A 13208-nucleotide genomic window follows, 5' to 3' on the forward strand; every position below is an offset into this window, starting at 1 on the left:
ATAAGATACGTTTTTCCACATGTTTACTTGAAGGGCGGGTTGAAAGTGGCCGAGCGACAGAGTGGCATGTGCAGGTGTGGAGAGAGACGAGTATCTTAACTCTCCGCCGCATCCAGCCAGCCCCGGAACCGCTCCCGGAGGCCAGCCGCAAGGCTCTCCAGTCCGGCCAGCTCGGCGAGTCCGGTGTGATCCTTGCGCCCGTGCTCCATCGAGTACAGGACCTGTCTCACCGGGATATTGCCTGCTCCGCTCGCAAGCTTCACGATCCGGTCACCGGCTGCAAGGCGGCCTTCACGCAGCACGCGGAGGTAGAAGCCGCTGTAGCCGGTGGACAACACCTGGGCCGGCATATCTGCCGGTCCATGCTTTTGCGTAAGCTTGAAGCACGGGAAGCGCGGCTGGCTCACCTCCAGTAGTGCTGTACCGATCTCGAAGATATCCCCGATACACACCTCGGTCTCCAGCAATCCGCACGCCGTAATATTCTCCCCAAAGGCGGAAGACTCCAGCTTCCGGCCAAGCCGCTCCTCCCAATAGGCATAATGCTCCACCGGATAGACGCAGACTGCCTTGTCAGGGCCTCCGTGGTTGACCAGATCCGCTTGTCCGTCCCCGGTGAACCCTCCGGCTCGAAGTGCAAGCGAACCGGCAACCGGCAGCTTGTAAATTCCGGTGTCTAGCGGCTTGCCGCGGTATTCCACCGTCTTCGGCTTGCCTACATTCAGCGAGACGACTTGCATCTTCACTTCAGTCTCCATCCCCTTCTCCTCCCGTCAGCCAGCAGCTCATGAATACTTCATCCACATAACGTCCGCTTAAGTAGAACTCCTCCCGCAGGCGTCCCTCTTCCTCGAACCCGCATTTGCGGTAGAACTGAAGCGCCGGTGTATTGCAGGAGAGCACGCGCAGCCGCAGCTTGCGGATGCCATGCCTCACGGCATGGCGCTTGATCTCCGCGATCAACCGGCTGCCTACACCCAGCCGCTGAAAGCGCGGATGCACAGCGATATTCACCTCGCATACATGGCGGTTGCTCTCCATCCCGCTGGGACAGCCGAAGCCGACATAACCGCATAACTCCCCTTCCTGCAAGGCCACGAGCTGGGAGCCGGGCGGCGCATGCAGCAAATAGTCCTCCCGCGAGCGCCACATCAGCGGACCCGGGGTTGTATTCTCCGTCCAGATCATATTATCCAGCACGATCAGCTCACGGGCATCCCTGATTTCGGAGGGCCGGATAAGCAGCGCAGCATCTCTGTTGATTGGTTGCACCATTATACACCCCTTGCCTTACTAATTACTAAGCAGATCGTAAAAGGTTTAGTTACAGCCTGAACGATTATGCTGTCCTGCGCTCAGGCTGTACGGCCGAACGATTCACGTAGGCGTGGACCGCGAAGAATCCTACAGACAGCACAGCCATGCCGCAAGCGAGCCAGCCGGTAGGCGCAAGACCGCCCCTGTCGAACTGAACGCCCATCAGATATGGCCCGATGACACGTCCGATTGCGCCGATCCCGCCGCTGAGCCCGAGATAGAACGGCGCGCTGCGCTGGGCATGCTCCGAGATGAAGGAAGGCATCGCCGGAGAGATCAGCATCTCCCCAAGGGTAGCCAGCACCATGCCCAGCAGCATCCCCGGATAGCTTGGCACCATCAGAATTACAGCATACCCGGCCAGGTAAAAGACGGCGCTTGCCGTCATCTGCGCGGTTGACGTCTGCGCGAATCCGCGCTTGATCAGGCTGACCAGCGGCTGCGCCGCGAAGATCAGCACACCGTTCAGCGTCCAGAGGAAGCCGTATAGCTGCTTCGACCAGCCCTCCGAGATAATGAACGGCGAGACTCCGCTGTTCCAGATCGAATTGCCGATCAGCAGGAACATCGAACCCAGCGCCATGAACAGATAGATCCGTATATGGCCGAGAAGTCTCCAGCCCGATACTTCATTCTGCGGATGCTTCTTAGCGGCTTGGCCCTGAGCCGGTGCCGCCCCTACCCTGCGCAGATAGATGAAGAAGAATCCGGCAAATACAGCCGAGGTGACTCCGTTGAGCACAAAGCTCAGCATATAATTGCCCAGGAAGCCACTCAGCGCGGTTCCCAGAGCTACCCCTATATTATTAGCAACATAGATGATATTGAACAGCTCGGCGCGCTGCTCCGCGAACCGGAAGCCGATAAACGCCTGAATCGCCGGGAGGGAGAGGGAGTTGAACAATCCCATCAGCCCCATCACGATAATGAATACGCTCCAGCTTCCGCTCGCCCACGGGAGGGCAAACAGCGTCAGGGCATTCATGGCCAGAGCGCCGACAATCAGGCGGTTGACCCCTACCTTATGGTACAACGAGCCGCCCAGCAGCTGACCGGCAATCCCCCCAAGGGACTGCACCAGCAGAACAATTCCCGCGTCCTTCATACTACGTCCCAGTTCATCGAATACATACATGGTAACCAGCGGCCACATCAGCGCACTGCCGGTAGCATTAATAAGACTGGCAATCAAGAATACTTTTATTTCCTTCGGATAGGCCTGCATGAATCTCATATCTTGTCTGTCATCCCCTGTAACATAGCTGTCTTTAATCCATCCAGTATCATCCCAACACAGGGGGCAGGGCAAGCATGCGCGTTAATGCTGTATCGCGGGAAACCAGAGAATTATCCTATTGAAAATCAATCCCTTCTTCACCGCCGCCAGCGATATTAATATTCTATAACCCGCTCTTTCACACGTAAACAAAAATACCTTGCCGGCACTGATTCGTTCCCCGGAACCCGGGGTAATGATCCATATGAAACACTCCCTATTTTATTCACCGTGAGATCCGATTTCGTTCCCCCGAATCGGATTGCACGGTGAATTTTGTTTAAATATAAGTATTTATAAGTTTTACTCTATAAATTATCCTTCTATTTCTCGCTGAAACGGTACCGTCCTTATAAAGGACGGCAAAGCCGTTTCCACTTGTGTCCGGAGAAAGATCCTGCTGTACCCGACATAAAAACACTCCCTGTCTCTACGAATCCCTTGAAGCAGGATGCCGAGAAGCAGGAAGTGCTTAGGCCAAGCTATGGTACAGTCCGGCGATTCACCGGGTCAGGTCCGATATTGATTAAGCGTGTTTCTTCAAACCCGCAGCAGGGACGCCTGCAGCCGAGTTCACTGCTCCCGGCTCCTTGCGCAGATAGGCCATCCAGTACGCAGCAGCCACGAAGATCGCGCCGCCCGTCAGATTGCCCAGCCAGACCGGAACGAAGTTGGCCACATACTGGCCCCAGGTGAAATGTCCTTCGAAGATCGCAGCAGGGATAAGGAACATGTTAGCTACAACGTGCTGGAAGCCGATGGCCACAAACGCCATGGTCGGGAACCAGATACCGAGGATTTTGCCGCTGAAATTGTCTGCCCCGTACGACAGCCATACCGCCAGCGCTACGAGCCAGTTACAGCCGATCCCGGAGATAAAAGCCTGCAGGAACGTAGCATCGATCTTATGCTCCGCCATACTTACCAGCTTCTCCAGATACACACCATCTGATGTAAGGCCAACGATGTGACCGAAGAAATAAGCAACGAACAAGGCGCCTGCCAGGTTGCTGAGCGTGATCAGCACGAGGTTCTTCATCACTTCCCAGAACGAGATCTTCTTCGCAATGAACGCCAGCGGCACCGCCATCATATTGCCCGTCAGCAGTTCCCCTCCGGCAAGCAGCACCAGAATGAGTCCAACCGGGAACACCGCAGCCCCGATGAAGTTAGCAATGGACCCCCACTCGGCAGGCGCACCGGCAATGACACGAATATCCAGCAAAAATCCGAGCGCGATAAACGCCCCTCCCAGAAAACCGAGAATGAGTACAGTGCTAAGCGGATTATGTGCCTTCTTGACTCCGTTCTCTACCGTAACTTCAGCGATTCCCTGCGGTTTGTTATAAGCCATGATTCCTATCCCCTTCTAATTACTTAAAATTTGTTCCTTTATGCCATTGTAACGTGATCCTAATCACATTTACGTGATAAAAGTCACTATCCGAAAAACCAAGTGAAAGTTTTCACTGACATGTCAAATTTACCATAAAAGCTGGATTCATGCACTGATTTAATACAGCTCAAGGAATTCACAGATTAATCTCACCGGAAGGAACCGGAGCATCCAGCAGCGAATAAAAAAGAAAAAAGTTATACCGGCTGCTTGTTAAACAGGCCGGAGAGAGGAGTCTTTGTATGGTTAGCCAAGAAGTACAGGACATCATTGAAACGTATATCAGGGCATATAATTCTTTTGACATTCAAGGCATGGTTGACCTGATGCACCAGGATATCATCTTCCGGAATATTTCAAATGGGGTAACCACCACGGAAACCAGCGGCATCCCGGCATTCCGGGCATTGGCTGAGCAATCATCAACGATGTTCTCCAGCCGCCGCCAGATCATTACCGGGTACAGCGCAGGACCTGACAATAATGTTGAGGTGGCCATTGATTATGAAGGCATCCTTGCCGTGGATATGCCTGGCGGATTATCGGCCGGTGATATGCTGCGGCTAAAGGGAACGTCTATATTCGGCATTAAGGATGGAGAAATTGTGTTGATTGAGGACCGCAGCTGAGCACATAACATTTAAGAAACACAAGTGGAAACGGCTTTGCCGTCCTTTACAAGGACGGTACCGTTTCGGCGAGAAATAGACGGATAAGATGTAGTCGGTTTTTCGACCACATTCAGCCCGGATGACCACTCGCGTATCCCCGGCTTTATGCACCACTTATCCACATCGGAAGAAAATCATAATTCCCTTTTCAAAAAAAAGAGCCCGGAATGGGCTCTAATACAAAGGTATCAATAAATTAAGCGTGGACAGGCTCCTTGACGGGAGCAGGCTTAGGCAGAGCCTGAAGGCCTGCAGTGTTCAGGAAGTTCCAAGGCTTGTTGTAATGCGGCTGGAAGAAGAAGTCGATGAAGGCCAGCTGGTCAACGGTCATCTTGTTCTGGATGCAGACCGATACGGTATTGATCGACTGCGTCAGATCCATCTTGGACATAATCTGCGCGCCCAGAATGCGGCGGGTGGCACGGTCAAAGACCACTTTTACCTGAACCTGCTCGAAGGTCGGCATGAACTCCGGACGGTAGTTGTCGATCAGCATTACACTCTCCGTATCCATTCCCTCGGCTGCGGCAGCCTCTTCCGTTAGTCCGGTTCCGGCAATATTGTCCTCATAGATCTTGATGCCCGATGTTCCTTGCGTACCCATGTAGGGGATCGTGTTCGAGACCAGATTGCGGGCGACCAGCGTTCCCATACGCACTGCATTGGTGGCCAGCGGAATGTACGCGTGCTTCCCGGTCGGATTGTAATGAATCGCGCAGCTGTCACCGGCAGCATAGACATCCGGCAGGCTGGTCTGCATATAATCGTTAACCATAATCGCGCCGTTCGGCAGCATATCCACTTGACCCTTCAGCAGCTCGGTATTCGGACGGAAGCCGATACAGAGAATCACCAGATCCGTCTCATGTTCACCCTTGCTCGTAATCACCTTGGTCACTCTGCCGTTCTCCCCTGCGAAGGAGGCGACCTTCTCGCCCAGCGCCAGCTTAATGCCGTGATCCTCAAGCGACTGCTGGATCGGTGCGGTGAACTCTTTATCGAGATATTTGCTCAGGATGCGGTCTTCCCCGTCAATCAGCGTAACTTCCTTGCCGTTCATCTGAAAAGCCTCCACCAGCTCGACCCCGATATATCCGGCACCGACCACAGTAATTCTGTTCACCTTCTGCGCTTCTTCGATAATGGTGTTGGAATGATTGTAGTTCTTCGAGAGCAGGATACCCTCCATCTCTATTCCTTCGAGCTTAGGCACAATTGGCCATGAGCCGGTTGTCATAATTAATTTGTCATAAGTATCTTCCATTTCCTCGCCGGTCACGAGGTTGCGGGCTTTCAGGGTTTTGCGGGCGGTATCCACGTTAATTACCTCATGGCGCATCTTCGTCTGCACACCTAGCGCAGCCAGCTGTTCCGGGGAGGAATAGAATAGTCCCTGCGGGTCCTTGACCACACCGCCAACGTATAAGGCAATGCCGCAAGACAGGAATGAGATATTATCATTGCGTTCGTACACCGTAATCTGTGCATCCGGGTATAACTGTGCGGTATTTACAATGGCGGCCGTTCCGGCGTGGGTACATCCAATAACTGCTACTTTCATGATTTCGTCCTCCTCCAAGTTGAAAAGCTTATTTAGTAGGGCTTGTGTTTACGTTTGTGATTGTTTTCACTTTATACACTGATTATATTGTGATATTTATCACATTGCAAGTAGTTTTGTGATTTTTCTCACAATATTCACAATTTCAAATTTTAATAACTTTGGAGTCTCACCGCATCATCCACTCCGTTTGTACCGCTGCTGCGCTCTTCAACCTTGAGTTAGTTTTCCCCGGAGGAGGGGCATTATGTCTGCCAGGAGCAGGAAACAGCAGGAGGATAAAAGAGTTAGGCAGAACCGCAGCCCTGTAATCGGACTAAATCACTTCCATCGAGCTTGAGCACCTCGCGCCAGCCCATTGTAATCGGTTTTTCGATTACATTTGCTCCGTGTCCGCTACGCCCAGCCCATTGTAATCGGTTTTTCGATTACATTGCGGTCACTTACCCTCGCGGCTGCAAAATGTATTCGCTTTTTCGCATACAAAAAAGCCTCACTCCCGCAGCATACCTGCGATAAAGTAAGGCCAAGCTATACTCATTGTTATTTGCTAATCGCTACTCGCTATACAGCCCTATGGTCTTATGCTGCTGGTAGTCACGATCGGAAGTGTCTTATTCCAGACCCGAAATTACGCCATCCTCATCGACCAGTATGCTTTCTGCCGCCGGCTTGGCGGGGAGGCCCGGCATCGTGACCATGTTGCCGGTGATCACAACAGCGAATCCCGCCCCGAGGGACAGGGTGATGTCCCGGATGCCCATGGTGAAGCCTTCCGGGGCTCCGAGCAGCCGGGGCTGATCCGAGAAGGAATACGGGGTTTTGGCCATGCAGACCTGAAGATGGTGCAGGCCCAGCCGGTCAATAACCGCCAGACTGCGCTTGGCAGCTGGAGAAAAGGCTACTCCCGCTCCACGGTAGATCTCCGTGACAATGCGGTTGATTTTGGACGGAATATCCAGATGGTCTTCATACAGCGGTGCGTACTGCACAGGCTCCTCCCGGTCCAGCAGCTTCATCAGCTCCTTCGCCAGCTCCTGTCCGCCTGCGCTTCCCTCCGTCCATACCTTGGATACCGCAGCAGGTGCACCCAGCCGCCCGCAGGCCTCCAGCACCTCATTCACTTCAGCAGGGGCATCCCCTTCAAAATGATTCAGCGCCACCAGCACAGGTACGCCGAACTTGCGCAGATTCTCAATATGACGCTCCATATTGGACAATCCGGAGAGCAGTGCCGGCAGATTGCCCTCATACAGTTCTTCCTTGCGGACACCGCCGTTGTATTTCAGCGACTTCACCGTAACCACCAGGACAGCAGCCGCAGGAGCAAGCCCGGCCTGGCGGCATTTGATGTCCATGAATTTCTCCGCGCCCAAGTCCGCGCCGAAGCCAGCCTCGGTCACCACCACATCACCCAGCTTCAGCGCGTAGCGGGTTCCGATCACACTGCTGCAGCCGTGGGCAATATTGGCGAACGGGCCGCCATGCACAATAACCGGGGTTCCCTCCAGCGTCTGCACCAGATTCGGCTTCACCGCCTCCTTCAACAGCGCAGTCATCGCCTCCACGGCTCCAATCGCCTGTGCCGTTACCGGCTGACCGGCATGGTCATACCCGACCAGAATACGGCTGAGCCGCTGCTTCAGATCCGCAAGGTCGCTGCACAGGCACAGCACGGCCATAATCTCGGAGGCTGTTGTAATCTGAAAACCGCTCTCCCGCACAGTTCCGTTGCCGTCGCCAATGCCGGTCACGATATTCCGCAGGCTGCGGTCATTCATATCCATAACTCTTTTCCAGACGATACGCTGCGGATCAAGCCCCAGGCTGTTGCCCTGAAACATATGATTGTCGATCATCGCCGAGAGCAGGTTATGCGCTGACGTCACCGCATGGATATCCCCTGTGAAATGCAGATTAATCTCATCTGCCGGAACGATCTGCGCTTTGCCGCCCCCGGTCGCTCCGCCCTTCATCCCCAGGCAGGGACCAAGTGAGGGTTCACGCAGCGCTGCTACCGTGCGTACACCCGCTGCATTCATCGCCTGGGCAAGCCCGATCGTCGTCAGCGTCTTGCCTTCACCTGCCGGTGTAGGATTCATTGCGGTAACCAGAACCAGTTTGCCGTCCGGTTTGTTCTTCAGCTCTGCCCAGAGCGAGGGCGCCAGCTTGCTTTTATATTTGCCGTACAGTTCCAGATGCTCTTCCTTGATCCCCGCTGACGATGCTACCTCTGTAATTAACCTCATGCCTGTATGTAACCCTCCTGCCGTTATTATCCTGCATCCTTGCTTCCTGTATGCCATTCATGGTGTCACGCGAAACATGTCTCTTCAAAGGATACAGGGTCTCTGAAAAGATTCAAGGATAATTTTCATAAAGAGTGAAACTTATATTATAGAAAACTCCCGGACCGGGCGCATCTGCACCACTATCCGGGAGAACAGGTATAGCCTTGCTCCGGCCTTCAGAGCGGATAATTTCAGACTCATTACAGCAGGGATTCGATAAGCCCCTTCATGCTCTCCGGTGATTCCTTCGGCTCGATACGGGCCGTTACATTGCCGCTGCGGTCTACCAGGAACTTCGTAAAGTTCCACTGGATATCACTGCTCTCGCCGTCACCCGGCTGCTGGCCCTTCAAATATTGAAACAGCAGGCTCGCCTCCGGACCATTCACATCGACCTTGGCGAACACCGGGAACGTGACTCCATAGTTAATCTGGCAAAAGGACTCCGCTTCCTCGCTTGTGCCCGGCTCCTGGCTCCCGAACTGGTTGCACGGAAAGCCCAGCACCACCAGCCCCTGGTCCCCGTACTGCTCGTGCAGCTTCTGCAAATCTCCGTACTGCGGGGTCAGTCCGCACTTGCTGGCCGTATTGGCGATCAGCAGCACCTTGCCCTCATAGTCCTTAAACGGCACTTCTGTACCCGAAGGCTTCACTCCGGCAAAACTATAAATCGACATCTCTGCTTCGCTTCCTTTCGGCTGTATGGCCCAGTTCTGAAGTGCGCTTTAAGCTTCAATAAGTAACCTCTTCATTCTACCCTATTCGCAGCCAAAACCAAATTCCGGCGGAGATGGCTACACCCTGCGCTCCAGCCCGCAGGCTTCGGCGATGAGCCGGATGGATTGCAGCTTGTCCCCGAAGTCATGAATATGCGAAGAAATCATCAGCTCCCCGCAGCGGTATTCTTCTGCCAGCAGCTGAAGCTGCTCCCTGACTTCAGCAGGCGAGCCTATGACCATCCGCTTCCGGTTATCTGTAATGGTGAAGCGGTCGTACGGGGTATATGTATAGTTCAGCGCAGTCTCTACGGACGGGGTTGGGGCAGAGAGGTGTTCCCTCTCCAGGCTGACCAGTGAGAGATCCATACTGGCTGCCAGCCGGTCTGCCCCGGCCGATGTCTCCGCACAGACTACGAACACAGCAAGCAGCGACTTCGGCGATACAGCAGCCACGGACGGCGCGAAGCTGTCCTGGTACGCATGCACCGCGCCTGCTCCTCCATTCCGGGCAATGAACCGGGCGAAGGCATATCCGGTTCCCAGCCGGGCTGAGAGCGCCGCACTCTCTCCGCTTGAGCCCAGCAACCAGACCTCCGGCGCTGAGTCCACCGCAGGCGTTGCCCGTAATCCGGCATAACGCTGCGGGGATGCTCCGCCCTCAGATTCATAGAGATAGGCCATCAGCTCCTGAATCTGCTGCTCGTACCGGTCAACGTCGTCAATAGTGACACGGGTATCCTGAAGGGCATTGGCGGCCAGAGCACCGCCGCCTGCCGCCCTCCCTATCCCGAGGTCGATCCGCCCGGGATAGAGCGCCTCCAGGACACGGAAATTCTCCGCGACCTTGAACGCACTGTAATGCGGGAGCAGCACCGCTCCCGCGCCGATGCGGATCGCTGAGGTCACCGCAGCGAGATGCGCCATCAGCACTTCCGGGCTGGAGCTGGCGAGGCCCGGCGCAGCATGATGCTCCGCGACCCAGAAGCGGTGATAACCAAGCCGTTCCGCTTCGCGGGCCAGCAGCGCCGTCTGCCGGAGCGCCTCGGACGGAGTGCTTCCCTCCGGCACCGGGGATTGATCGAGAATGCTTAATTTCATGTGAGAGCAGCTCCAATGGGTTGGATTTTCGAGGCTTCAGAGTACCGTACATCCTATACTAAATATACCCGCACCAATGTAATTCACAACCGGAAGATTGTAACGCCGCCCAAACCTACGCACAACGGTTCAGCCAGAGACAGAGGTGTCAAAGGTTACTGGCACAGTAACCAGGCGGCTCCACATGGATCGCGGAACCGCCTGATTTAATTTTAATTTGGAATGAATGTAGCAACGCATTCATGTTACTTTTTCAGGGAGCCATGTTGCTCGTTGCTGTTGGTGATACTGGTAGTGCTCCTGTTGCTTACCGGCGCTGCATCTGCTACTGTTGCACCATCTTCACCAGCATATGCGCCAGCCGGTGGCGCTCCTCCTTGTTGCCGGCCTTCCACAATTCCAGCAGCAGCTTCTCTTCACTATTGCGGGGCTCCTCATACGCTGCCAGGTAACCGGCGATTTTCTCGGCGGCCAGTGCCAGCTGTTCGTCGCTGAGACCGATTTTTTGCGCCAGTTGAATGCGCTTTCCTAAATAAGCCTTGAAGTGCCCGAAGTTGTCCAGAATCATCTCCTTCTGTGCCGGATCGATCCGGTCCAGCGCCTCCGTTACCCGGTTCATGGTCACACTGCCGTCCTTACTCACCACATGATTATGTTCAGACATCCAGAACGCCTCCCATTTCATAGTGTGCGGTTTCCCACTACTTAACCAGCGTTCCCGGGGGTGAACCATGCTGCTGAGTGAGATACCGCCCGCTTCAGCAGCATGCAAGTGGATAAACGGATCTTATTTCCTCGGTTTCAGGCGATCGGCCGCAAGCAAGTGGAAAAACAGCATCTAATTGGTGGCGTTTGACTACTTTTGCTGAATATTGATTAATTAAGTGCTCATTATCCAACTGCTGCCGGAGGATGGCTCAATCGCGCCGCAGCAGGTGGATGAAATCCACTTATTTCCTGTGACGTGTATGACCAGAGTATATATTACTCAACTATAGCACTCCGCTAGCGTCCGGGCACACCTTGTGGAGATACTGTGGATTTTGTGAACTTGTGGAAATACAGATACTGGTAACAAGCCCCTGACCGCCCGCCCAGACACACAAACGGCCCCGCAAATCGCGGGACCGCCTGATTATAGTATGAACCTAATTCGACACCGGGACGGCGTCATAATATTCTTCCAGTGTAATCCCTCTTTCGGCGATGGAAGCGGCTATCTCCTTGCCTACATAACGGACATGCCAAGGCTCGTACTTGTACCCGGTAATGGCCTCCTTGCCCTCAAGGAACCGGATAATATAGCCGTATTCAGCCGCATGGGCGGCAAGCCACTCCGCTTCCTTCGTCCCTGCAAAGCAGCTCTCGGCTGCACATTTGCCGTCTCTGCCGGACAGGTCAATGGCCAGTCCGGTCTGATGCTCGCTGTGTCCCGGCATGGCGCTGTAAGTACGGGCCTTCTCTTCACCGTCTCTGGCGACATAGTTATTGAACAGCCTTTTCTGGGTCGATTCCGAACGGTAGCCGGATACACCGGCCAGATAGACCCCGTCCGCCTTCGCTCCCGCGAACATCTCCTCCAGCGCCGCAGCCGCTTCACGGCGCAGCATGCGCTTCTCAATTTTTTCCGAGAAAATAAAAGGAACATCCGGGTAAACCAGATCGGAAGGCTTATACTGCTCCGGCAGGCTGTACTGCTTATTGACCATGACCGCGATGCTCTCCGGCTCGGCTACCACCATCTCCGCATCATTATTCCCCGAAGTACCATTGCCTGAACCGCCAGGAACTGGCTGGTCCGTAGGCTCCGGCACTGCCGAAGCTTCTGGCGCTGCCTCCGGCCCCTCGGCTCCCAGATCTGTGCCTGTGTTAATATTGGTTCCGTTCTCCGGGGAAGCGGACGGTGTCGTATACTTCCCGATTCCCCAGCCGACCGCAATGACGACGATGAGTAGAATGACAATTTTGGCGGTTTTGGACATGCTGTGTAATCCTCCTAAACGTTGTGTACCCTCGCACTCTGAATTCGGCAGAACCCGTTGTATCAAAAGTGCAGGTTACATTCTGTATCTCTCTATACTTGTACCCGGTTGTTCCGGTATCTAATAGACAGGCCTAATAGCCAAAAGGTTTCAGTAAATAAATATTACCATAGAGTCATTGGCTGTTACGCCAACGGCCCTATGGTAACAAGGATTAGCTATGCATGTAAAGCGCCTTTATCTGGAGGAGCCGCGTCCGCCGCGTGAACCGCCGCCGGAGCCTCCACTGCGCCCGCCGCGCGATGAATTCCCGCCGCCGCTGCGTCCGCCCGAGCTGAAGCCGCCTTTTCCGCCCTTGGAGCCGCCGCGTGAGCCGCCTTTGGGAGCGGAGGCGCCTTCGCCCCCGGCATCGTTGCTGCGCGCTACATGCGCCCGGAATTTCGGGCTCGACTTCGCGCCGCCGGGATTATACCCGGCACCCGAGCCGGCACCCTTCGAAGCACCGTAGCTGAAGCCGCCGGCATCTGCGCCCCGGGATACGTTGGTGCTGTAGCCGCTGCTCGGCCCGCCCTGGGAGGCGTTGCCTCTAGAGGCCCCGCCCCGCGCAGCGCCGCCCTTGCCGCCGCGCCCGCCCGCGGCACCAGCACCCGCAGCATAGCCGCTGGCTGGTGCGTTATCGCCGCCGCTGGCGAAGGCGCCGTAGCCGCCGCCAGGTCTCGGCTTCTTCGCCGCGCCTTGCCCGGCGGAGTCGCCCTTCGGCGCCGCAGCTGCGCTGTACGCGCTGCGCTTGCCGCCTCCGGCCGCGTCCTTCCGGCTGCGGCCGCCGCCTTCCGCAGGCGCGCCCCAGCCGCCTGCGTCCTTGCCGCCGCGTCCGCGCCCGCCCGGACGCCCTGCGGC

Annotated in this window: 11 protein-coding genes and 1 pseudogene; 1 reads left to right on the forward strand and 11 read right to left on the reverse strand. The window is 55.3% G+C overall.

The window, feature by feature from the left end:
- Positions 1-95: 95 nt before the first annotated feature.
- From C162_RS01175 to C162_RS01190, 4 genes are all read right to left on the reverse strand, one after another.
- A complete protein-coding gene (locus C162_RS01175) occupies positions 96-758 on the reverse strand; it encodes an MOSC domain-containing protein (RefSeq protein WP_235218326.1) in 663 nt (220 codons plus the stop codon).
- The gene (locus C162_RS01180) at positions 748-1275 is read right to left on the reverse strand and encodes a GNAT family N-acetyltransferase (RefSeq protein ID WP_036690398.1); all 528 of its coding nucleotides are present in this window, start codon (positions 1273-1275) and stop codon (positions 748-750) included. The genes C162_RS01175 and C162_RS01180 overlap by 11 nt, the downstream gene beginning before the upstream one ends.
- Positions 1276-1339: 64 nt before the next feature.
- A complete protein-coding gene (locus C162_RS01185) occupies positions 1340-2551 on the reverse strand; it encodes an MFS transporter (protein WP_036690399.1) in 1212 nt (403 codons plus the stop codon).
- A 568-nt stretch (positions 2552-3119) separates the two neighbouring features.
- Positions 3120-3947 carry a formate/nitrite transporter family protein gene (locus C162_RS01190; RefSeq protein ID WP_036690401.1) on the reverse strand — a complete coding sequence of 276 codons (828 nt, stop codon included), beginning with the start codon at positions 3945-3947 and terminating at the stop codon, positions 3120-3122.
- Positions 3948-4231: 284 nt separating this feature from the next.
- Here C162_RS01190 and C162_RS01195 point away from each other — a divergent pair, with 284 nt between their 5' ends.
- Positions 4232-4618: a nuclear transport factor 2 family protein gene (locus C162_RS01195; protein ID WP_036690402.1), complete on the forward strand. Its 387-nt coding sequence runs from the start codon at positions 4232-4234 to the stop codon at positions 4616-4618.
- Between the two features lie 238 nt (positions 4619-4856).
- Here the strand turns inward: C162_RS01195 and C162_RS01200 are convergent, their stop codons facing one another.
- From C162_RS01200 to C162_RS36785, 7 genes and pseudogenes are all read right to left on the reverse strand, one after another.
- Positions 4857-6221, reverse strand: coding sequence for an FAD-dependent oxidoreductase (locus tag C162_RS01200; protein WP_036690404.1), 1365 nt, complete (start codon positions 6219-6221; stop codon positions 4857-4859).
- A gap of 614 nt (positions 6222-6835) precedes the next feature.
- Positions 6836-8470, reverse strand: a complete 1635-nt coding sequence (locus C162_RS01205; protein ID WP_036690405.1) for a formate--tetrahydrofolate ligase — start codon at positions 8468-8470, stop codon at positions 6836-6838.
- Positions 8471-8712: 242 nt separating this feature from the next.
- Entirely contained in the window at positions 8713-9189 is a 477-nt protein-coding gene (locus C162_RS01210; protein WP_036690407.1) for a glutathione peroxidase, read from the reverse strand.
- Positions 9190-9306: 117 nt separating this feature from the next.
- Positions 9307-10329, reverse strand: a complete 1023-nt coding sequence (locus tag C162_RS01215; RefSeq protein WP_036690408.1) for an LLM class flavin-dependent oxidoreductase — start codon at positions 10327-10329, stop codon at positions 9307-9309.
- 325 nt (positions 10330-10654) lie between these two features.
- On the reverse strand, positions 10655-10993 hold the full coding sequence (locus tag C162_RS01220; protein ID WP_036690410.1) for a DUF3243 domain-containing protein: 339 nt from the start codon (positions 10991-10993) through the stop codon (positions 10655-10657).
- Positions 10994-11477: 484 nt separating this feature from the next.
- Positions 11478-12311 carry a M15 family metallopeptidase gene (locus C162_RS01225; protein WP_036690412.1) on the reverse strand — a complete coding sequence of 278 codons (834 nt, stop codon included), beginning with the start codon at positions 12309-12311 and terminating at the stop codon, positions 11478-11480.
- A gap of 237 nt (positions 12312-12548) precedes the next feature.
- Positions 12549-13208 (reverse strand): annotated as a pseudogene (locus C162_RS36785) (DEAD/DEAH box helicase); the annotation flags it as partial.

The sequence above is a fragment of the Paenibacillus sp. FSL R7-269 genome (assembly GCF_000517865.1).
In the GTDB taxonomy this organism is placed as follows: domain Bacteria; phylum Bacillota; class Bacilli; order Paenibacillales; family Paenibacillaceae; genus Paenibacillus_AQ.

Bases quoted from the DNA above. Each gene is read 5' to 3' on its own strand.
- C162_RS01175 (WP_235218326.1), bottom strand. From the start codon at position 758: ATGGAGACTGAAGTGAAGATGCAAGTCGTCTCGCTGAATGTAGGCAAG.
- C162_RS01180 (WP_036690398.1), bottom strand. From the start codon at position 1,275: ATGGTGCAACCAATCAACAGAGATGCTGCGCTGCTTATCCGGCCCTCC.
- C162_RS01185 (WP_036690399.1), bottom strand. From the start codon at position 2,551: ATGAGATTCATGCAGGCCTATCCGAAGGAAATAAAAGTATTCTTGATT.
- C162_RS01190 (WP_036690401.1), bottom strand. From the start codon at position 3,947: ATGGCTTATAACAAACCGCAGGGAATCGCTGAAGTTACGGTAGAGAAC.
- C162_RS01195 (WP_036690402.1), top strand. From the start codon at position 4,232: ATGGTTAGCCAAGAAGTACAGGACATCATTGAAACGTATATCAGGGCA.
- C162_RS01200 (WP_036690404.1), bottom strand. From the start codon at position 6,221: ATGAAAGTAGCAGTTATTGGATGTACCCACGCCGGAACGGCCGCCATT.
- C162_RS01205 (WP_036690405.1), bottom strand. From the start codon at position 8,470: ATGAGGTTAATTACAGAGGTAGCATCGTCAGCGGGGATCAAGGAAGAG.
- C162_RS01210 (WP_036690407.1), bottom strand. From the start codon at position 9,189: ATGTCGATTTATAGTTTTGCCGGAGTGAAGCCTTCGGGTACAGAAGTG.
- C162_RS01215 (WP_036690408.1), bottom strand. From the start codon at position 10,329: ATGAAATTAAGCATTCTCGATCAATCCCCGGTGCCGGAGGGAAGCACT.
- C162_RS01220 (WP_036690410.1), bottom strand. From the start codon at position 10,993: ATGTCTGAACATAATCATGTGGTGAGTAAGGACGGCAGTGTGACCATG.
- C162_RS01225 (WP_036690412.1), bottom strand. From the start codon at position 12,311: ATGTCCAAAACCGCCAAAATTGTCATTCTACTCATCGTCGTCATTGCG.